Raw genomic sequence first — 19,854 nt, forward strand, 5'->3', positions numbered from 1 at the left:
GGGTTAGTAAAGTAGTTTACTCGTTGCTTGATGTTTTTGCGCTCGCCTGCTTGCTAGCCGCACGTTTTGTGGCTTTTTTTGTGGCGCTGGGCGTATTGCGCTGAGCGGCAGTTTTAGCAGGGGTTTTGCTTGCTTTTTTAGTCGCTGTTTTCTTAGTTAGCGCCTTTTTTGTTGCTGTCTTTTTGCTCGCCGCCTTTTTGGTTGCCGTTTTTTTGCTGGCAGCGGGCTGTGCTTTGCTCTCAGCCTCGGCTTTTTCGACAACGTCCGCCGGGGTAGCGGCAGCCACTGAAGCAACGATATTTTTAAATTGATCGCCTAGAAGATTAAACCAGTTTAGGGCCTGCTCTTGCATCAGCGCGCCAGTATTGGCAATGCTTGATTCAAGCGTATCGCTTTGGGCATCTGGTTGCTGCTCGTCGGCACCGGTAGCGGCATGCTGTGAGCTCTGTTTGTTCGCTTCAGTCGGTGGCTGTTCAGGAGCAGGGGAGGAAGCGCTGTCCCCGGATGCTGGTGTTGTTGTGGCGGCTTGCGAAGCTCTTAGCGGCTCGCTCATCATGCCCATAAAACTGTTGAAGTTTTGCAGATTGGCCTTTTGTATTTCTAAGCTGTGAATGCTACTAGAGAGCATGGACAGATTTAATTTGAGCCAAGACTCCACCGCTTTTAGTTCCTCAATGCGCTTATCGAGCTCATTAGGATCGAGTGCCATGCTGGTCGCTTGGGGAGCGAGATTGGCAAATTTCTGCCAGGATTGACTCATCATCTTCATGCTATTGAAAAGCAAATTCGGATCGCCCATCTCCTCAGGCATCATATTAACAAAGGGGAAGTTAAAGTTAAAAGGTTCTTTGCTCATCTCTTTCTCCTTAGGCTACGGCTTTTGTTGGGTGGATTATTGCTGCATTAAATGACGAATATGCTGGTTAATCAAGCTATCTAAAAGAACAATGGCGGCTTCAATGGTGATGTCTTTATCCTCAATCATTTGTATCACTTCGCTCGGTCTAAAGGTCTCAATGCGCTCTACTTCACCATCCTGATTTTCAAGGGTCGCGTCAGGCGGAATAATGCAATCACTGACTAAAATATCTTCTAATTGATAGCCCTCGGGAAGGCGTCGACGCATCCGCAAAATCGTACGAATCGGTGTGCGTTGCTTGAGATGAGTGGTGGCGAGCCCGGCTTCTTCCTGTGATTCACGGATTAAGCCCTCGGGTGGGCTGTCTTCGGCATTTAATAAACCACCGACTAAGGTATCCCAGCGATTAGGATCGAAGGCCTTACTGGCAGCGCGTAATTGCAGATAAATATCTCCCTCAGGGGTCCAGCCATTTAAATGAATCGCCATGGTTAAGAGGCCAAGGGGGCGCATGGCAGCACGCTCAATCTGTGCAATCACGGAGCCCTCGGCGTATACATTTAGCAATTCATTGCGCCAAGCTCTGGTTAAGCCTGCATCACGTAAACAATAGGCTACATCAACTAAGAGCGCATTTAACTCGCTCCGAGTAATACCTGCTTCAGCCAGATAAACCGCCAACGCATCCTGCTTAAGGTAGTGCTTAGTTTGTAATGCACTAATGGCGGCGGGATGGATAAAACCGGCAATTTTACCGGCAATAATCAAGGGTCTTGAGCCGCTCACGGGCACCTCTTGAACCTGCTGGCTTAACTGCTGATAGAGCGCTTGCATTTTTTCAAGCTTCAATGACTTACTCTTCCTCTGTATACTAGGATATTAAAATAATGACATTATCTCCAAGTATATATCAAGCCTTAGTGTTTGAACTGTGTCCGGGTGTGACGAAGCATATCTCAAGCGCTTGGCGTCGTTTCAATCAACAATCGGAGGCAGCTAGGATGCGTTTTGTGGCTTATTTTTTACCCTTGCTTATTAGTCTAAGCGTCGCCTTTTCCTTACTGGCGATGAGGCCGGTTGCGGCACAATGGCAGCATCTGTTTAATTTGACTCATAGCGATTTTAATGGCAGTAGTATTCGGGGCAGTCATTTTGGTCGCGGTCTAGAGGCTCGTGATGAACGTGGGAATGATTTTAGATTTGACGACTTCAAGGGTAAACTCTCGCTCGTTTATTTTGGCTTTACCCATTGTCCGGATGTATGTCCTAACACCCTGGTGCAGATCCAACAGGCACTTAACTTATTAGCGCCGACAGAGGCAGAAGCGGTGCAGTTTTTCTTTGTGACGGTGGATCCGGCGCGTGATACGCCTCAGCGCTTAAGAGAGTATTTATCGCATTTTGATCCCAGCTTTAAGGCCTTAATTGCCGAGCCTCAACAATTACAACAAATCGCCAAATCCTTTAATGTGTTTTATCATCAGGTGCCAGGACCAGCGGGTTTTTATACGATGGAGCATAGTGCCTATGTGTTTGTGTTGGATAAAGCCGCAGAATCCGTGCTTTTATTTAGCGAGGGCACGCCACCAGACAAGATGGCTGCTGATTTGAAAAAGCTTCTCCTTGAGTGAGGGAGTAAGGCTTTGATTGATTCAAAGGGGGTTAACAATATCAGCGCAAAAAAAAACACCTCCGGCAAGGGGGCCGGAAGTGTCTAAACATTCGTCCTTAAGGGGAAGGGAAAGAGGAGAAAAATGGACGAATGATGAGCGGGGTAATAACTACGTTTCCATTGCTCACAGGTGTTAGTCCAGAGAATCTCCTGTTAGTTCCAAAAACTCACCCCTAAAATGTAACTAATGGTGAGCTTGCGCTGTGTGGATTAGTTCATTGCATCTTCACCAAGGAAGCTACGCATTTTCTTCATTGCAGCGGCTTCAATCTGGCGAATACGCTCAGCGGATACGCCGAACTCATCGGCTAGTTGATGTAGTGTTAAACCACCGTCGTCCTGTAACCAACGCGCTTCCACGATGCGACGTGAACGTGGGTCCAGGGACTCCAAAGCAGCCGCAAGACCATGCGTCTGCAATTCCTCATGTTCGCGTCTAGCGATGATCTCATAAGGACTACTTTCACCCTCATCGGATAGATAATCGATAGGGGTAAACTCATCCTCATCGGCACGTGAGCTAGGGCCTGGATCCAATGACATATCCCGACCGCTTAAGCGGATCTCCATCTCAACCACTTCGTCAGGTTTGACATTGAGCTTGTCAGCAATGCCTTGAATCTCCTCGGGCGCCAGGGTAGAACTGTCTAAGCGTAGGCTGCGAAGATTAAAGAATAGCTTACGCTGCGCCTTGGTGGTCGCAATGCGTACCATGCGCCAGTTACGGATCACGTACTCGTGAATTTCTGCCTTAATCCAATGCACGGCAAAAGAGACTAAACGTACACCACGATTAACGTCAAAGCGCTTAACCGCCTTCATTAGGCCGATATTACCCTCTTGGATAAGATCGGCATGCGGTAGGCCATAGCCTAAGTACTGGCGTGCAATTGACACCACTAAACGTAAATGTGATAACACTAAGGCTTGGGCTGCCTGTATATCATCTTGGTACTGTAGACGCTCCGCATACTCTCGCTCCTCTTCGGGCGTCAACATAGGAATCTGATTCACACTACTGATATATGACTCAATACTGCCAATAGCACCCGAGCCAAGGGTGGCTAATGCGCGATTATGTAAAGCAAGTGCTTGATTTGTCATAGTAATATATGTCCTTTAATAGATAGGCGCCGATAAAGTACGCTGTATGCTATTTTAGCACTCTATCGGTCTGAGTGCTAATTTGACTGCAAAGATAGTCTTTAGTTCCCTGATTGCTTGCTGTGTAAGGTGTTAATTTATGTAAGTTATCAAGGGAGTAAGCTGATTTTGCGACGCTTGCCCTTGATGGTTGTTTGTTGCCAGCGTTGTGCTACTTGCGGGGCAATATCCCGTGCGATCGCCACAAAGCTAACAAAGTCATGAATCGTGATTTTGCCGACTTGCTCCGCCGCTACTCCAAGCGTTTTAGTCAGTGATCCTAGGATATCACCGGCACGTAATTTGTCTTTTTTACCCCCACGGATTGTGATGGTTTGCATCGGCGCTTTTAAGTGTTGTCGACCCTGCCACGCCGGGGGCGCAGCGAGTAAATCAAAGCGTTGTGCGCTGACTTCTTCGATTCTTTTTTTACGGAAAAGTTCGTCCTCAGTGACGAAGGTAATGGCGTGCCCTGTTGCGCCCTGACGGCCGGTGCGTCCAATGCGGTGCAGATGGGTGTCGGCATTCGGTGAGATATGTGCGTTAACCACTAAATCTAAGGCATGGATATCCAAGCCGCGCGCTGCAACATCGGTGGCGACCAACACGCTGCAGCTGTGATTGGCAAACTGGATTAATACATCCTCGCGCTCACGTTGCTCCATTTGTCCGTGCAGTACATGGCTGATAATACCGGCGCGTTGTAATTGGCGTTGCAATAGCTCACACTCATCACGGGTATTACAAAAGGCTAGTGTGGCCAGCGGGAGATGGTGATTAAGTAAGCTGATAAGCGCTTGGCCTCGCTCATTGGCGTTGACTAAATAAAATTCCTGCTGGATCTCAGGCTTTGGCTCATCTATGGCCTGAATCATGTGTGGATTGATTAAAAAGCCCTCAGTGCGCTCCAATAACGCCGGGCTGTATGTCGCAGAAAACATTAAGGTCTGGCGCTTTAAAGGGCAGGCATTGCTAATTGTACTGAGACTTTCATAAAAGCCCATATCCATCATTTTGTCAGCCTCATCGAAGACCAGCGTTTTTACACTGCCTAATGGCAAGGCGCCACGATTGATAAGGTCCTCAATCCGTCCCGGTGTCCCCACAATGATATGGGTGCCTTGAGCTAAGGATGCTTGTTGACGGCTAATCGAAGCGCCACCGCAGATAAGGCTGACTTTTAATGAGGGGTGGCTTCTACCTACCTTACGAATCACCTCTGCCACTTGTGTGGCCAGCTCACGCGTAGGGCAAAGCACTAAGGCCTGTGCCTCTATACGGCTCAAATCCAGTGTTTGTAGTATGGCTAAGGCAAAGACCAGGGTTTTGCCACTGCCGGTATGTGCCTGCACAATCAAATCCTGAGCGCTTAAGGCAAGTGGTAAGGTTAGCGCTTGGATCGCTGTCATTTGCTCATAACCCAGTTGTTGTAGATTGGCTAATTGCGCCTCCGATAAATTGAGGCTGTTAAAGGAAGAGGTGGAAGCGAGTGCGGAATTGTCGTTTTTGATCATTGCCTAAGCAGTAAATGATGATAAGTGATGTTGCTATTGTAACGAGATGGCGTAATTGATGTTATAGTTATTGCAAGAAAAAATTTGATTATTTAAAATCAATTGATCTACCTAATAGTTTATAAAGCTAGTTAATGTCAATTCAAAGCTCTGACGGTTCACCTACAGACGCTACGCTAAGTCATGCAGGCGCCGCAACCAAAGCAGCCGATTATTTATCCTCTGAAAAAGTCGTTGAGTTTAACGATGTCAGTTTGGGTTATGGTAAGCGTATTATTCTCAGCGGGGTGAATCTTTCGATTCACAAGGGGCAGTTAATCGCCTTAATCGGCGGCTCCGGCTCCGGTAAGTCAACCATTATGCGTGGCGTGACCGGGCAGATTCGTGCCAAGGCCGGGGAGGTTAGGCTCTTTGGCCAGGTGCTGAATGCGATCAGCCCCAAGGAGCTGAGCCTATTACGTAAAAATATGGGTGTGCTGTTTCAGCAGGGCGCGCTGTTTACGGATCTAAATACCTTTGAAAATGTGGCTTATCCTTTACGTGAATTAACCACGCTGGATGAATCGCAGATTGTGGAGCGCGTGCTGGATAAGCTCGCTGCGGTGGGTCTTAAGACTGCGGCTCATTTAAATATTTCCGAGGTGTCTGGGGGCATGGCAAGACGTATTGCCTTGGCTCGCGCCATTGTGATGGAGCCAGAGTTATTGCTGTATGACGAGCCTTTCGCGGGTCTAGATCCTGTTTCCATGAATCAAACGGCGGATATGCTACGCGGCATTACTAAGCAATTAGGCACCGCTGGTCTCTTAATTACCCATGATATTGAGGAGTCTTTCCGCATCGTGGATTATGTGTATATGCTTCATCAAGGTGGCATTATTGCGGAGGGTACACCAGCACAGATTCGTGCCATGTCGGATCAGCGGGTACAAAACTTTATTCATGGTCTGTCGCCCGAGGGTAGCACACGCTTTGAGTACCCGACGACGCCTGATTATGAAAGTTGGTTTGCAGAAAAGCAGCTGCAAATTGCTCGCCAAGCGAAGTCTAAGCGCAGGGGGCGATAGTTATGTATTCATGGATTGCATCAATTGGTGGCTATGTGATTAATGGTATTGGTCACCTGGGTAATATCTTTATTCTGCTAGTGCAGATTGTGTTGCGTTCAGCCTTGATTTTTAAGCGGCCGCGACTATTGGTTGAGCAGATTCTGTTTATTGGGGTCTATTCCTTACTGATTATTGCGGTATCCGGTCTGTTTGTGGGCTTCGTGTTGGGTTTCCAAGGCTACAGTATTCTCTCGATGTTCGGTTCTGAGCAGGCCTTGGGTTTGATGGTTGCCTTATCTTTGTTGCGTGAACTTGGTCCAGTGGTGACGGCCTTATTGTTTGCCGGGCGTGCGGGCACCTCGATTACGGCCGAAATCGGTTTGATGAAGGCCGGTGAGCAGTTGGATGCCATTGATGTGATGGGGATTAATCCGGTTGAGCGAGTATTAGTGCCGCGCTTCTGGGGTGGTGTGATCGCAATGCCGATTTTGGCGGCTATTTTCTCAGCGGTCGGCGTGATGGGCGGTTGGTTTGTTGGCGTGGTGTCGCTAGGTGTTGATGACGGCGCTTTCTGGTCTCAAATGCAAGCAGGCGTTGATGTGTTTGATGATGTGCTAAATGGCGTGGTAAAAAGCATGGCGTTCGGGGTGGCGTGTATGTTGATTGCCCTACATCAAGGTTGGACGTGTAGAGCCACGCCCGAGGGCGTTTCGCAAGCCACAACACGTACCGTGGTTATCAGTTCTTTAACGGTTTTGGGTCTAGATTTCTTATTGACCGCCGTGATGTTTTAAAGCAAAGGTTTAGAAATGAATAAACGTATTGAGTTTGTGGTTGGCATTTTTGTGCTGTTAGGCGTGTTGGCATTGGTGTTTTTAGCCTTACGTGCCGGTAATCTCAGCACCTTTAGTATGCAGCCTAACTACACTGTCAGTGCCCATTTTGATAATATCGGCTCGCTCAAAAAGCGCTCGGCAGTCAAGAGCAACGGTGTGGTGGTAGGTCGCGTTAAAAATATCGCCTTTGATAATCAAATGTTTCGTGCGATTGTTGAAATGGATATAGAAAAGCAGTATCAGTTTCCGACGGATACTTCCGCTTCGATTAAGACCCAAGGCCTTATCGGTGAGCAGTATATTGACTTAACGCCCGGAGCCGATGATGAGAATTTAGCACAGGGTGGGGTGATTACTTACACTCAAAGTGCAGTGGTGATTGAGGATTTAATTAGTAAGTTCTTGTTCTCCACGGCTGATAAACAGGGTTCGGCCGAATAAATACTAACAATAATTTTGATTGAGAATATGATGCTCGCGATGACTAAAAAACTACTAACGGTAGGCGCTTTAGGGCTTGCTTTATCGGCATGCGTGTCTGTGCCCCAACCGGATCCAAATGATCCTTTTGAGAGCTATAACCGCACTATGTTTGAGGTAAATGAGGCCTTGGATGGTGCTGTTCTTAAACCGGTGGCGCGTACCTACGAGGTGTTGGTGCCGAATCCAGTCAGAACTTGTGTCAGTAATATTTTTGGTAACTTGGGCGATGTTTGGTCCGGTTTCAACAGTATGTTACAGGGACGCGGCTTGGATGCGGTTAACACCTTTGGGCGCGTACTTTTTAATAGTACCGTGGGCTTAGGGGGCTGTATTGATGTTGCCTCAATGAACGGCGCACATAAAATTCGCAATGATTTCGGTACCACCTTGGCGGTTTGGGGTGTAGGTGAAGGGGATTATGTGGTATTGCCTGGCTTTGGTCCAAGCAATTTCCGCGATACGGCTGGTTTGGCAGTGGATTCTTTAGCAAAAACCGAGGCTTATTTATCCCCATGGAGTATTGATAATGTTAGGCTGCGTAATCCTGCTGTGGGACTTGGTGTGATTGATAGCCGTGCTAGTTTATTAGATGCGGATGAATTGGCAGATAGTATTGCCATTGATAAGTACAGTTTTGTGCGTGATGCCTATTTGCAGAATCGTCGCGCCCTGGTGGCTCAAAAAATGGCTCCTGAAATCACCGATGGCACGAAGGTACCCGCATGGACTAAGGAGGACGATCATCGTTATGGTCCGGGTGAGGATATGTTTATGCAGCCGACCATGGATCAGTCTCGTCCAACCACGGATGATTTAGGCTATGATGGCTTGCCAAGCTATGATGACCCGGACGGCGCTGATACGGCTGCGAGTGCCTCCGCTCTACCTCAGTACGAGGATCCTGAGGCTGATGCAACAGCGACAGCATCAACGCCAGATACTAGCGCTGACTTGCCACAGTATGAGGATCCAGAGGCTTAGTAGTTAGCGATTGGGTTACATATCTACACAAAGACTAAATAATGTACAGCCTTAAATGCTGTACATTAGCCTGACAGAGCTATCACTCTTGTAAAAAATCGAGTCCAATCAATGGATAGCTCAAATGATTATGGAGAGTTTTATGAAATTAACAGCCGGAAAGGTCGTCAATCGTGGTGCTTTAGCAGCATTGATCAGTTTAGGTGTTTTTGCTAGCGCTCAGGCCCGAGCTGAAAGTCCTAACGCCTTTGTTGAGAAAGTCGCTAATCAAGCCTTAAGCGCTTTATTACAAGACCAAGCTGCGCGTAGCGGTGACGTAGGGGCGACCAATCGCTTGGTGGATAAGTACATTGTGCCTTATGTCAATATGGAAAAAACCACCCGCTTAGCCACCGGTCAACCTTGGCGTCAAGCCACAGAGCAGCAAAAAGCGGCTTTGGTTGAGGGCTTTAAAAATACCTTAGTGCGTACCTATAGTGGTGCCTTAAAGGACGTGACTGATAGTACCAAGTTGAATGTGTTGCCATTCCGTGGTGATCCTAATGCCGCCGATGTGGTCGTGCGTACCACCTTAACTGGTGTGAGTAATACCCCGGTAGCGGTTGATTACCGTTTGGAAAAAGCCGGTAGCTCGTGGAAAGTTTATGATATGAATATCGAGGGCATTTGGTTGATTCAAAATTACCGTAACCAGTTTGCAGGTGAAATCAGTCGCAATGGTATCGATGGCTTGATTAAGAGTCTACAACGCTAGTGATTGCTGTGCTAAGCGTTTAGGGTAGCTACCGTCGTTCAGACATCCTTGAGTTAGGCTTAAGGATTGTCAACTGATTAAAAGTGAGATTAGGCTAAAATAGCTTAGTCTCACTTCTTGCTTTATAAGAATCTTAACGTTAATAAATCTATGTCTATTGCAATTCAATTTGAGCATGTCTCCAAGATATACCCTAAGGAAAGCTCAATGTGGCGCCGTCTCATGGGGCGTGATGTGGAGGCTGGCGGCTTTCAGGCGCTCAATGATGTGTCCTTTGAGGTAAAAGAGGGGGAGTTTTTTGGTTTGTTGGGTCCTAATGGCGCCGGTAAAACTACCCTGATTTCGGTGCTGTCGGGTTTGGTGCGAGCCAGTGCTGGAACCGCCAAGGTGATGGGCTTTGACGTGCAGGAACAATATAGACAGGCACGCCGAGCCTTGGGCGTGGTGCCACAAGAGCTGGTATATGACCCCTTTTTTACCGTGCGTGAGACCTTACGTTTGCAGTCTGGCTATTTTGGTATTCGCCATAATGACGACTGGATTGATGAGGTGCTTGCTAATTTAGGCTTAAGCGATAAGGCCGAGGCAAATATGCGCGCCCTATCAGGTGGTATGAAGCGGCGTGTTTTAGTTGCGCAAGCCTTGGTACACTGTCCGCCGGTGATTATTTTGGATGAACCTACCGCTGGCGTGGATGTGGATTTACGACGTGGGCTTTGGGATTTTATTTCAAGACTAAATAAAAAGGGTCATACTGTACTTTTAACGACGCATTATCTCGAAGAGGCCGAGTCCATGTGCCATCGCTTGGCCTTTTTAAAACGTGGTAATTTAATCGCCTTAGATACAACAGAAGCGATTATGGCGCATTATGGTGGTGCGAATCTTGAGGCCGCATTTTCTCGCGCTATGTATGATTCCTCGCTGGAGGTGTCTCATGACTAGGACTAGTGATCGTCAAGTGTCGTCGACCGTAGAGAACAGCGCGTTAGGAAGTAGTGCCTATCAACGACTGCGCCAGCATAAAGACTATCGTTCTGGATTTCCTACGCTCTTAGCCAAAGAGGTGATGCGCTTCTGGCGTGTGGCTCTACAAACCATCCTGGCGCCGGTGTTAACCTCTGTGCTTTATTTACTGGTTTTTTCCCATGTCTTGCAAGGACGGGTACAAAGCTACGCAGGCTCGGATATTAGCATTGACTATGTATCATTTTTGATTCCGGGATTAATTATGATGAGTATGCAGCAAAATGCATTTGCTAATGCCTCATCGTCGCTCGTGCAAAGTCGGATCACCGGTAATCTGGTGTTTATTTTATTGCCACCGTTATCTGCCTATGAGCTGTATGGTGCTTATGTGCTGGGTGGGGTTATCCGTGGTTTGATGGTGGGATTGAGCTTGTGGTTTTTTGCGCTGATTTTTAGGGTGGTGCTACCTTACAATATACTGTGGGTTTTAGTCTTTGCTGTATTAGCGTGCGGTATTATGTCTACCTTGGGATTAATTGCGGGAATATGGTCGGAGAAGTTTGACCAATTAGCCTTATTCCAAAACTTTTTAATTATGCCGGCGAGTTTTTTGTCGGGTGTGTTTTATTCAATTCACTCATTACCGCCGTTTTGGCAAGCCGTATCCCATTGGAATCCGATCTTTTATATGATTGACGGCATGCGCTATGGCTTCTTTGGGGTGGCAGACACCTCCCCCTGGTTAAGTTTGGCGGTGGTTAGTGTGTTTTTTGTGATTGTTTCACTGATCGCTTTGCGTTTAATTGTCAGTGGTTATAAGCTAAGAAATTAATTTTTAAAGGGTTAATCAAGATGTTACCTACACCAGAGCAGATTAAAACGTATATCGAGAGTAATTTAGCCTGTGAGCATGTGCATGTGGTCGGTGATGGCTCGCATTTTGAAGCGGTCATTGTTAGCAAAGCCTTTGAGGGCAAGCGCTTGATTCAGCGTCATCAGTTAGTTTATGCCGCCTTGGGTGATCGCATGAAGGAGGAAATTCATGCGCTTTCAATGAAGACCTTAACCCCGGCAGAGTTTTCTCAACATGGCTAAATTAAGAATTATCGGCGGTCAGCCTTTGCACGGTGAGGTGATGATCTCTGGCGCTAAAAACGCCGCCTTGCCTATTTTATGTACAACCTTATTAACCGCAGAGCCGGTTATTTTACGTAATATTCCGCGTCTCAAAGATGTGGAAACGATGATTGCGGTATTGCAGCAGCTCGGTGTGGTGGCGGAGTGGTTGGCCGAGGATGTACTGAAGTTGCAGACGCTTGAAGTCACATCGCATGAGGCGCCGTATGAATTGGTTAGCACCATGCGTGCCTCAATTCTTGTGCTAGGGCCGTTGCTAGCACGGATTGGGCGTGCTAAGGTCAGCTTGCCTGGTGGTTGCGCCATCGGTTCACGCCCTGTGGATCAACACCTTAAGGGGCTCAAGGAGTTGGGCGCTCAATTAGAAGTGGAGCATGGCTATGTTTATGGCGAGGCTGGTGCGACAGGCTTGGTTGGCGGCTCAATTCGTACTGATATGGTGACGGTTGGTGGTACTGAGCAGTTTTTAATGAGCGCTGTATTGGCAAAAGGTACCACGATTTTAGAAAATGCCGCACGGGAACCGGAAGTGGTTGATTTGGCCAATATCCTGATTGCCATGGGGGCGAAAATCAGTGGCCACGGCACGGATAGAATCGTGATCGAAGGGGTTGAGCAGCTCCATGGCACCGACTATGCCATTATCTCGGATCGTATTGAGGCCGGGACATTCTTATGCGCGGTGGCGGCGACCGGGGGTGAGCTGTTGTTGCGCAATGTGAATCCCGACACCATGGGTGCCACGCTGGATAAGCTGAGCGAAGCGGGGCTTGCGCTTGAGATTGGGGCGGATACGATTCATGCAACCATGAAGCAACGGCCTAAAGCTGTCAGTTTTCGTACCGCCGAGCATCCAGGATTTCCTACGGATATGCAGGCGCAAATGATGGCAATGAATTGTGTTGCCGAGGGGACTGCTGTGATTGTAGAAAATATCTTCGAAAATCGCTTTATGCATGTTTCTGAGCTGCTGCGCTTAAATGCGGATATTTTGCTTGATGGTCCCACCGCCGTGGTTAACGGTGTTGAGCACCTATCCGGAGCCATGGTGATGGCAACCGATCTACGGGCTTCGGCTAGTTTGGTGATTGCTGGTTTAGTCGCAGAGGGCGAGACAATTGTCGATCGTATCTATCACCTCGATCGCGGCTATGTCAATATGGAACAAAAGCTGAGCGCCGTTGGCGCAACAATTCAAAGGATAGATTAAGCATGGATAAGCTGACGCTTGCCCTTTCCAAAGGACGTATTTTTGATGACACCTTGCCATTATTGGCCAGTGTTGGGATTGAGGTGGCAGAAAACCCGAGTACCTCGCGCAAATTGATTTTAGCCACTAGCGATCCGAATTTGCAGATTTTGATTGTGCGCGCTTCTGATGTGCCAACCTATGTGCAGTTCGGTGCGGCGGATTTTGGTGTGGCCGGTTTGGACGTGCTGTATGAATATAGTCAGGATCATGCGGGTGGTCTATATCAGCCGATTGATTTAAATATTGCGAAATGTCGTTTGGCGGTGGCGGTGCGCCAGGATTTTGATTATGAAAAGGCGGTGCGCCAAGGGAGTCGTCTAAGGGTCGCCACCAAGTATGTCAATATCACGCGCGAGCACTTCGCTAAAAAGGGCGTACACGTTGATATAATCAAGTTATATGGCTCCATGGAACTGGCGCCTTTGACTGGCTTGGCTGACGCCATTGTGGATGTGGTTTCCACGGGTGGTACCCTGCGAGCGAATAATTTAATTGATGTGGAAGATGTGATGCCGGTTTCATCACGTTTGATTGTGAATCAAGCGGCCTTAAAAACCCGTAGTAAAAGTTTGCAGCCCTTTCTTGATGCATTTGAAAAGGCTGCCTTGGAATAGTTATGTCAGTAATTAATCGATTAGATGCTAGTAGTGTAGGATTTGGCGAGCAGTTAGCTCAGTTATTAGCCTATGACGAGACGCAAGACGCTCAAATTGAGCAGGTGGTCAGCGAAATTATAGCGGATGTGCGGGCGCGTGGTGATGCGGCCGTGCTTGAGTATAGCCGCAAATTTGATGGCGTACAGGCCGAGAGCATGGCTGAGTTGGAGATTTCTCAGGCGCAATGTCAGGCCGCATTAGAGGGTCTGCCTGAGGAGCAGCGTCAGGCCTTGATGAAAGCCGCTGAGCGTATTCGTCGCTATCATGAGCATCAAAAAAGCGAGGGCTGGCATTACGAGGAGGCGGATGGTACGGTGCTAGGGGTTAAAATCAGCCCCATGGATCGGGTCGGGCTCTATGTGCCTGGCGGTAAGGCCGCTTATCCTTCTTCGGTTTTGATGAATGCGGTGCCAGCCAAGGTGGCCGGGGTGCAGGAAGTGGTGATGGTGACCCCGACTCCGGGTGGTGAGCATAATCCTTTGGTGCTAGCCGCAGCGGCGGTGGCCGGTGTCGATCGCGTGCTCAGCATTGGTGGTGCGCAAGCGGTGGCTGCCTTAGCTTATGGTACTGAGACGATTGCACAGGTCGATAAAATTGTCGGCCCGGGTAATGCCTACGTGGCTGAGGCAAAGCGTCGAGTTTTTGGTGTGGTCGGTATCGATATGATTGCCGGTCCCAGTGAGATTTTAATTATTTGTGATGGTAAAACGCCAGCTGACTGGATTGCCATGGATCTCTTTTCGCAAGCTGAGCATGATGAATTGGCACAAGCCATTTTATTATGCCCTGATGCCGCCTATTTAGACGAGGTGGAGGCTTCGATCCAACGTCAGTTGCCCAACATGTCGCGGCGTGAGATTATTGCGACAAGTTTAGCCAATCGTGGTGCCTTGATATTAGTAAAAGACTTAGATGAGGCCTGTGAGATCGCTAACTATGTCGCTGCGGAGCATTTGGAGATTTCGGTCGCAGATGCGCAGCCCTTGGTCGATAAAATTCGCCATGCCGGTGCGATCTTTATCGGACCCTATAGCTCTGAAGCCTTAGGCGACTATTGTGCAGGTCCTAATCATGTCTTACCCACCTCACGTACGGCTCGTTTTTCATCGCCGTTGGGCGTGTATGATTTCCAAAAGCGCTCTAGCCTTATTAGGGTGTCGCAAGCAGGGGCTGCGACGCTAGGGCCGATTGCAAGTAGTTTAGCGTATGGTGAGGGTCTACAGGCGCATGCCCGTAGTGCCGAATACCGCTATAAGAATTAATTTATTATAAGGAAGATGTCATGCGTACTGCTGAAGTTAGTCGTGATACCCAAGAGACGAAGATTCGTGTTGCCATTAATTTAGATGGTACGGGTAAACAGGATATTAATACGGGCGTGCCATTTCTCGATCATATGCTTGATCAAATCGCACGTCACGGTCTGATTGATTTAGAGGTTTACTGTGATGGTGATACACATATTGATGATCACCACACGGTGGAGGATGTCGGTATCACGCTGGGGCAAGCCTTTGCCAAAGCCGTGGGTGATAAAAAGGGCATTGTCCGCTATGGTCATTCCTACGTGCCTTTGGATGAGGCGCTGTCACGCGTAGTGATTGATTTTTCAGGTCGCCCAGGCTTGTACTACCACATTCCTTTTACGCGGGCTTTGATTGGTCGCTTTGATGTGGATTTGTTCCAAGAGTTTTTTCAGGGCTTTGTGAATCATGCCGCAGTGACCTTGCATATTGATAATCTTAAAGGGATTAATTCACATCACCAAGCCGAGACGGTATTTAAGGCATTCGGACGGGCGCTACGCATGGCCTTAGCCGAGGATCCGCGTATGGCCGGGGTAATTCCTTCAACCAAGGGTGTGCTCTAGTCTTGCCTGTGTTGTCCAGGGTCTGCGTGGGCTTTGGACGACAATTTGAGGAAGCATCAAATTTAATTGTATTGATCCTTGTAATTGCTAGTGCAAAACACTCAAAATAAGGTATAAATACTATTTGCGGGGCGATAAATATTATCCATCGCCGTTTGATTTAAATTTAAACTATTTACTCTATCATTCTATAATATCATGCTGCTCATCCCAGCCATCGACCTAAAGGACGGCCAATGTGTTCGTCTCAGACAGGGTGATCTTGACGACACCACGATTTTCTCTGATAGCCCAGCCGCAGTTGCTGAGGCTTGGCTTAAAAAGGGGGCGGAGCGCCTGCATCTGGTTGACCTAAACGGTGCTTTTGCCGGACGCCCTAAAAACAAAGCCGCTATTGATGCCATTTTAAAAGCCGTTGATCGCGAAATCCCCGTCCAAATTGGCGGCGGTATTCGGGATATGGCAACCATTGAGCATTATCTTGATAGCGGCATTGATTATGTCATTATCGGTACTGCAGCTGTTAAGGATCCAGGTTTTTTACAGGATGCGTGCAGCGCCTTTCACGGCCATATTATTGTGGGTTTAGATGCCAAAGATGGTAAGGTAGCCACTGATGGTTGGGCCAAGATCACAAAAAATGATGTGATCGATATGGCAAAGCGTTTTGAAGACTTCGGAGTGGAGTCGATTATCTATACTGATATTGGCCGCGACGGCATGTTGAGCGGGGTTAATATCGAAGCAACCGTACGTCTGGCCAATGCGACCAGAATTCCGGTCATCGCTTCCGGCGGAGTGACTGATTTGCGAGACATTGAGGCACTTTGTCAGGTGGCAGATGAAGGCGTTGAGGGTGTGATCCTCGGCCGGAGTATCTACGAAGGTACTTTGGATTTTGAAGAAGCCCTCGATTTTGTTGATGACTATTTTGAAGAGATAGAGGAATAATGCAAAACGACCAATTAAACCAGCAATCAAATTTGTACAAGCGAATCATCCCGTGCTTAGATGTTAATGGTGGTCGTGTAGTTAAGGGTGTAAATTTTGTCGGCTTACGTGATGCCGGCGATCCGGTTGAAATAGCGAAAAGCTATTGTCAACAGGGAGCCGATGAGCTGACTTTTTTAGACATTACTGCGACTAGTGACGATCGTGAGATGATTTTTCCGGTCATTGAAAAAACCGTAGCGGCTATCAATATCCCGCTGACAGTCGGTGGCGGTGTGCGTACTCTGGAGGATATCCAGCGCCTGCTTGATATTGGCGTCTCTAAGGTATCCATCGGTAGTGCGGCCATTGCCAATCCCGAGCTGATTACGGAGGCAGCCGAGCGTTTTGGTTCTGAACGCATCGTCATCGCGATTGATGCGCGTCAGGTGAATGCCGAGGGCGAAGCACCACGGTGGGAGGTTATTTCTCACGGCGGTCGTCAGGGCACTGGTTTAGACGCAGTTGAATGGGCCAAAACCATGGAGGCCAAGGGTGCAGGTGAGATTCTCGTGACCAGTATGGATCGCGATGGTACCAAAGACGGCTTTGATCTGGCATTAACGCGCGCCATCAGCGATGCGGTGAGCATTCCTGTTACCGCCTCTGGTGGTGTGGGTACGCTCCAGCATATGGCTGATGGGGTTACAAAGGGTGGTGCTAGTGCTGTGTTGGCAGCCAGTGTATTCCACTTTGGCGAGTTTACGGTGCAAGAGTGCAAGCAGTTTATGCGCGATCAAGGCATTGCAGTTAGGATGGACTAAATGACCTGGATCACTCAAGTCAACTTTAATGATCAGGGGCTTATCCCTGTGATAGCGCAGGATTGGCAAACAAATCGTGTGCTGATGGTGGCTTGGATGAACCATGAAGCCTTAGTTGAGACGGTGACCACTAAACGCGGTGTTTATTGGTCCCGCTCTCGCAAAAAGCTGTGGCGTAAGGGTGAAAGCTCAGGCAATACACAAATTGTGCATGAGATTATTCTGGATTGTGATGCTGATGTGCTGCTACTCAAGATCGAGCAACAGGGCGGTGTGGCTTGTCATACCGGTCGCGAGAGTTGTTTTTTTCGAGTCTTAAAGACATCTGCTGAGGGTGAGCGCTATTGGGATGCGGTAGACCCTGTGCTGATGGATCCAGCGCTTATGTACAAGTCTGAGTAATTAGTTAGAGTGGTAAATGTCAGAGCAAAAGCAAATTGAAGCGCAACAGGTGTTAGCGCATTTAGAGCAGGTCTTAATAAGCCGTCTCCCGGCAAATGGTGGCGATCCCGACACCTCATATGTGGCCAAGCTCTACCATAAGGGTGAGAACTCGTTTTTGAAAAAAATTGCCGAAGAGGGCGCTGAGCTGATTATGGCCTGCAAAGATGGCAATCAAGAAGAAATTATTTATGAAGCGGCCGACTTATGGGTTCCATAGTCTGCTTGCTTTGATCTATTATGGCGTTTCACCGGCACAGGTACTAGCCGAATTGGCACGGCGTGAGGGCTTATCCGGTTTAGTTGAAAAAGCGTCACGTCCTGAATAGGTCGTACTGCTTTTAGTCATAAAGGTATCAACTTGCAAATGCTATACTATTAGCAAAGAAATTTTTGGGAGAATATGATGGGTTCATTAAGTATTTGGCATTGGTTAATCGTTTTGGTCGTAGTGGCTTTAGTCTTTGGTACCAAGAAATTGCGTAATGTCGGTGAGGATTTAGGTACGGCGGTCAAAGGCTTTAAAAAGGGTCTTGGTGATGCCGAAGAAGAAAGCACAGTGACCAAGAAAGCGGCAGCCGAAGAGGCTAAAGCAGTGCCCGTAAATCAGGTTAGCGATGCCGAATTCACCGAGATTAAGGACAAGGATAAGCCATCTGCTTAAGCACTTCGGTGTAGGTAGTCGTGCCGAGTTACTATGTTTGGTCTTAGCTTTTCCGAGATAATTATTATTGCGCTGGTTGCGCTAATCGTGATTGGACCTGAGCGCCTGCCGAAAACGGCAAGGGCGCTTGGTTTATTGATGGGCCGTGCACAACGCTATGTGAACGATATTAAAAGTGATATCGAGCGTGAAATGCACGTTGATGATATTAAAAAGTTTAAGGACGAAGTGGCTTCAAACGTCTCCAAAGCTAAGTCTTCAGTGGAGGGTGAAATTACCTCCATTACCAATCCCATTAAAAGCATCACAAACCCCTTAGATACGGTTAAATCTGAGGTAAAGGATCTGGAGCAGCAGCTAAAGGGTTCATTAAACCCTTTACCAAATTTAGATAGCTTAAAATTAGACGAAGCAGCGAAGACAGCGGCTTCGGTGCCGCTGACGGAGGCGCCAAAGACAGTGGCCTCAAGCACTGTCAGTCGTGGTGCAGCGGCGGTAAGCGTTGGTGCTTCCAGTGCTTCTGCCGAGACTGTGACGGGGGCTGGGGCTAAGAGCACAATGCCTGATGCCACACAGCATCAGCAGGCGCCAGCGCCGCGTATGAAGTCCGTTGATTCGACGGTGGCGGAGGCCTTAATTTATCCCGAAGAGCAGGACGAGAGTCTAGCCGCCGGCGCGGATGTATTGCGTAAACGCTGGATACCTGATGACTCAACCGCCAGTGGGGGGTCCGCTGCATCTGGCGTGAGCGCCAGTAGGCAGCAGCTCACTAGTGCTTATGATGGACCAAGCTACGAACCACCGCTAGCGCCTGAGCGAGATGCGGAGGCACTTGAAGCAGATAACGCTGCTTGGGATGCCTATGTGGCGGAGCATGAGAGCCCTATCAATGCTGATAAAAGTTTAGCAGGCTTAGCGCTATGGGAGCAAAAGCCTGGTGCTGAATCGGCAGCTGTTAGCCTTGCGCAGCATGAGGAGGCCGCTGCCGACGACGCAAGCAATAAGAACACATCAAGTAGTGATAGGGGTGGCTCACATGTCTAAACAAGCAAGTTCAGCGGCAGACGATCCGGGTCAAAGTTTTTTCTCACATTTAATTGAGTTGCGCACACGCATCATCCGTATGTTGTTGGCGGTGTTGGCGGTTTTTGTGGTGCTGACCATCTATCCTGGTACTGGTGCCGTGTATGATTTTTTGGCGCAACCCATGATCAGTACCCTACCAGAAAATCGCACCATGATTGCGACAGGCGTTATTACGCCGTTTTTGGTGCCGCTCAAGGTGACTCTGTTGGTGGCCTTTGTGATTGCTTTGCCGGTGGTTTTATATCAAGCGTGGGCCTTTATTGCACCGGGATTGTATTTGCATGAAAAGCGCTTAATCATCCCCTTAATTGTGTCCAGTACCTTGCTCTTTTTCTTGGGCATGCTGTTCTGCTATTACGTGGTATTTCATACCATCTTTCAGTTTATTGCGATGGTTGCGCCAGAGTCGATTGCTGTTGCGCCTGATATTGCAGCGTATCTCAGCTTTGTGATGACGATGTTTTTGGCCTTTGGTGTGACTTTTCAGGTGCCGGTGGTGGTCGTGGTATTAGCTTCATTTGGTATTATCACGGTTGAAAAGCTAAAAGCCATTCGTGGTTATGTGATTGTCGGTGCCTTTGTCGTAGCCGCTATCGTGACGCCACCGGACGTTATCAGTCAGTTACTCATGGCCTTGCCACTGTGTATTTTGTATGAGTTTGGCATTTTCTTATGCCGCTTTGTCAAGGTCCGAAAGCCGGAGAGCGAAGCGGTAGCAGAGGAGTCGTAATCAG

Annotated in this window: 23 protein-coding genes and 1 pseudogene; 20 read left to right on the plus strand and 4 right to left on the minus strand. The window is 48.3% G+C overall.

Features of this window, described 5'->3' with window-relative positions; genetic code table 11:
* Positions 1–16: 16 nt before the first annotated feature.
* Both HMPREF3179_RS02665 and HMPREF3179_RS02670 read right to left on the minus strand, forming a co-directional pair.
* Positions 17–856: a PhaM family polyhydroxyalkanoate granule multifunctional regulatory protein gene (locus HMPREF3179_RS02665; protein WP_070469638.1), complete on the minus strand. Its 840-nt coding sequence runs from the start codon at positions 854–856 to the stop codon at positions 17–19.
* A gap of 36 nt (positions 857–892) precedes the next feature.
* Positions 893–1,708: an NUDIX hydrolase gene (locus HMPREF3179_RS02670; protein ID WP_018027135.1), complete on the minus strand. Its 816-nt coding sequence runs from the start codon at positions 1,706–1,708 to the stop codon at positions 893–895.
* A 38-nt stretch (positions 1,709–1,746) separates the two neighbouring features.
* On the opposite strand from HMPREF3179_RS02670, the gene HMPREF3179_RS02675 reads away from it, so the two are divergent.
* A complete protein-coding gene (locus HMPREF3179_RS02675; RefSeq protein ID WP_070469639.1) occupies positions 1,747–2,490 on the plus strand; it encodes an SCO family protein in 744 nt (247 codons plus the stop codon).
* A gap of 251 nt (positions 2,491–2,741) precedes the next feature.
* On the opposite strand, the gene rpoH is transcribed toward HMPREF3179_RS02675, so the two are convergent.
* Together rpoH and dbpA are read right to left on the minus strand one after the other, a co-directional pair.
* Positions 2,742–3,635: an RNA polymerase sigma factor RpoH gene (gene rpoH / locus HMPREF3179_RS02680; protein WP_036559157.1), complete on the minus strand. Its 894-nt coding sequence runs from the start codon at positions 3,633–3,635 to the stop codon at positions 2,742–2,744.
* A gap of 149 nt (positions 3,636–3,784) precedes the next feature.
* Positions 3,785–5,188, minus strand: a complete 1,404-nt coding sequence (gene dbpA, locus HMPREF3179_RS02685) for an ATP-dependent RNA helicase DbpA (protein WP_070469640.1) — start codon at positions 5,186–5,188, stop codon at positions 3,785–3,787.
* A 134-nt stretch (positions 5,189–5,322) separates the two neighbouring features.
* On the opposite strand from dbpA, the gene HMPREF3179_RS02690 reads away from it, so the two are divergent.
* The 19 genes and pseudogenes from HMPREF3179_RS02690 (at position 5,323) to tatC (ending at position 19,850) form a co-directional block, all read left to right on the plus strand.
* Entirely contained in the window at positions 5,323–6,255 is a 933-nt protein-coding gene (locus tag HMPREF3179_RS02690) for an ABC transporter ATP-binding protein (RefSeq protein ID WP_036559162.1), read from the plus strand.
* A gap of 2 nt (positions 6,256–6,257) precedes the next feature.
* Positions 6,258–7,031 (plus strand): lipid asymmetry maintenance ABC transporter permease subunit MlaE, encoded by a 774-nt coding sequence (mlaE, locus tag HMPREF3179_RS02695; protein WP_018027130.1) that lies wholly within the window; start codon positions 6,258–6,260, stop codon positions 7,029–7,031.
* A 15-nt stretch (positions 7,032–7,046) separates the two neighbouring features.
* Complete coding sequence (gene mlaD, locus HMPREF3179_RS02700; RefSeq protein ID WP_018027129.1) at positions 7,047–7,514, plus strand: outer membrane lipid asymmetry maintenance protein MlaD; 468 nt, start codon at positions 7,047–7,049, stop codon at positions 7,512–7,514.
* Between the two features lie 39 nt (positions 7,515–7,553).
* Positions 7,554–8,537 (plus strand): MlaA family lipoprotein, encoded by a 984-nt coding sequence (locus HMPREF3179_RS02705; RefSeq protein ID WP_246824344.1) that lies wholly within the window; start codon positions 7,554–7,556, stop codon positions 8,535–8,537.
* Between the two features lie 142 nt (positions 8,538–8,679).
* On the plus strand, positions 8,680–9,291 hold the full coding sequence (locus tag HMPREF3179_RS02710; protein ID WP_018027127.1) for an MlaC/ttg2D family ABC transporter substrate-binding protein: 612 nt from the start codon (positions 8,680–8,682) through the stop codon (positions 9,289–9,291).
* Positions 9,292–9,441: 150 nt separating this feature from the next.
* Positions 9,442–10,236 (plus strand): ABC transporter ATP-binding protein, encoded by a 795-nt coding sequence (locus HMPREF3179_RS02715; protein WP_026156923.1) that lies wholly within the window; start codon positions 9,442–9,444, stop codon positions 10,234–10,236.
* Complete coding sequence (locus HMPREF3179_RS02720) at positions 10,229–11,092, plus strand: ABC transporter permease (RefSeq protein WP_070469642.1); 864 nt, start codon at positions 10,229–10,231, stop codon at positions 11,090–11,092. The genes HMPREF3179_RS02715 and HMPREF3179_RS02720 overlap by 8 nt, the downstream gene beginning before the upstream one ends.
* A 20-nt stretch (positions 11,093–11,112) precedes the next feature.
* Positions 11,113–11,355, plus strand: a complete 243-nt coding sequence (locus tag HMPREF3179_RS02725; protein ID WP_036559167.1) for a BolA family protein — start codon at positions 11,113–11,115, stop codon at positions 11,353–11,355.
* Positions 11,348–12,607 (plus strand): UDP-N-acetylglucosamine 1-carboxyvinyltransferase, encoded by a 1,260-nt coding sequence (murA, locus tag HMPREF3179_RS02730; protein ID WP_070469644.1) that lies wholly within the window; start codon positions 11,348–11,350, stop codon positions 12,605–12,607. Before HMPREF3179_RS02725 ends, murA begins: the two co-directional genes overlap by 8 nt.
* A gap of 2 nt (positions 12,608–12,609) precedes the next feature.
* Complete coding sequence (hisG, locus tag HMPREF3179_RS02735) at positions 12,610–13,263, plus strand: ATP phosphoribosyltransferase (RefSeq protein WP_018027122.1); 654 nt, start codon at positions 12,610–12,612, stop codon at positions 13,261–13,263.
* 2 nt (positions 13,264–13,265) lie between these two features.
* Complete coding sequence (hisD, locus tag HMPREF3179_RS02740) at positions 13,266–14,567, plus strand: histidinol dehydrogenase (protein ID WP_070469645.1); 1,302 nt, start codon at positions 13,266–13,268, stop codon at positions 14,565–14,567.
* Between the two features lie 20 nt (positions 14,568–14,587).
* Positions 14,588–15,175, plus strand: a complete 588-nt coding sequence (gene hisB, locus HMPREF3179_RS02745; RefSeq protein ID WP_018027120.1) for an imidazoleglycerol-phosphate dehydratase HisB — start codon at positions 14,588–14,590, stop codon at positions 15,173–15,175.
* A gap of 198 nt (positions 15,176–15,373) precedes the next feature.
* Positions 15,374–16,126 carry a 1-(5-phosphoribosyl)-5-[(5-phosphoribosylamino)methylideneamino]imidazole-4-carboxamide isomerase gene (gene hisA, locus HMPREF3179_RS02750; RefSeq protein ID WP_018027119.1) on the plus strand — a complete coding sequence of 251 codons (753 nt, stop codon included), beginning with the start codon at positions 15,374–15,376 and terminating at the stop codon, positions 16,124–16,126.
* Complete coding sequence (gene hisF, locus HMPREF3179_RS02755; protein ID WP_070469647.1) at positions 16,126–16,929, plus strand: imidazole glycerol phosphate synthase subunit HisF; 804 nt, start codon at positions 16,126–16,128, stop codon at positions 16,927–16,929. Before hisA ends, hisF begins: the two co-directional genes overlap by 1 nt.
* Entirely contained in the window at positions 16,930–17,331 is a 402-nt protein-coding gene (hisI, locus tag HMPREF3179_RS02760) for a phosphoribosyl-AMP cyclohydrolase (protein ID WP_018027117.1), read from the plus strand.
* A 16-nt stretch (positions 17,332–17,347) separates the two neighbouring features.
* Positions 17,348–17,699 (plus strand): annotated as a pseudogene (locus HMPREF3179_RS02765) (phosphoribosyl-ATP diphosphatase).
* Between the two features lie 77 nt (positions 17,700–17,776).
* Positions 17,777–18,034: a Sec-independent protein translocase subunit TatA gene (tatA, locus tag HMPREF3179_RS02770; protein ID WP_036559177.1), complete on the plus strand. Its 258-nt coding sequence runs from the start codon at positions 17,777–17,779 to the stop codon at positions 18,032–18,034.
* Between the two features lie 33 nt (positions 18,035–18,067).
* A complete protein-coding gene (gene tatB / locus HMPREF3179_RS02775) occupies positions 18,068–19,078 on the plus strand; it encodes a Sec-independent protein translocase protein TatB (RefSeq protein ID WP_070469648.1) in 1,011 nt (336 codons plus the stop codon).
* On the plus strand, positions 19,071–19,850 hold the full coding sequence (tatC, locus tag HMPREF3179_RS02780) for a twin-arginine translocase subunit TatC (RefSeq protein ID WP_018027113.1): 780 nt from the start codon (positions 19,071–19,073) through the stop codon (positions 19,848–19,850). Before tatB ends, tatC begins: the two co-directional genes overlap by 8 nt.
* Positions 19,851–19,854: the final 4 nt, after the last annotated feature.

This window comes from Oligella sp. HMSC09E12 (assembly GCF_001808505.1).
Taxonomy (GTDB): domain Bacteria; phylum Pseudomonadota; class Gammaproteobacteria; order Burkholderiales; family Burkholderiaceae_B; genus Oligella; species Oligella urethralis.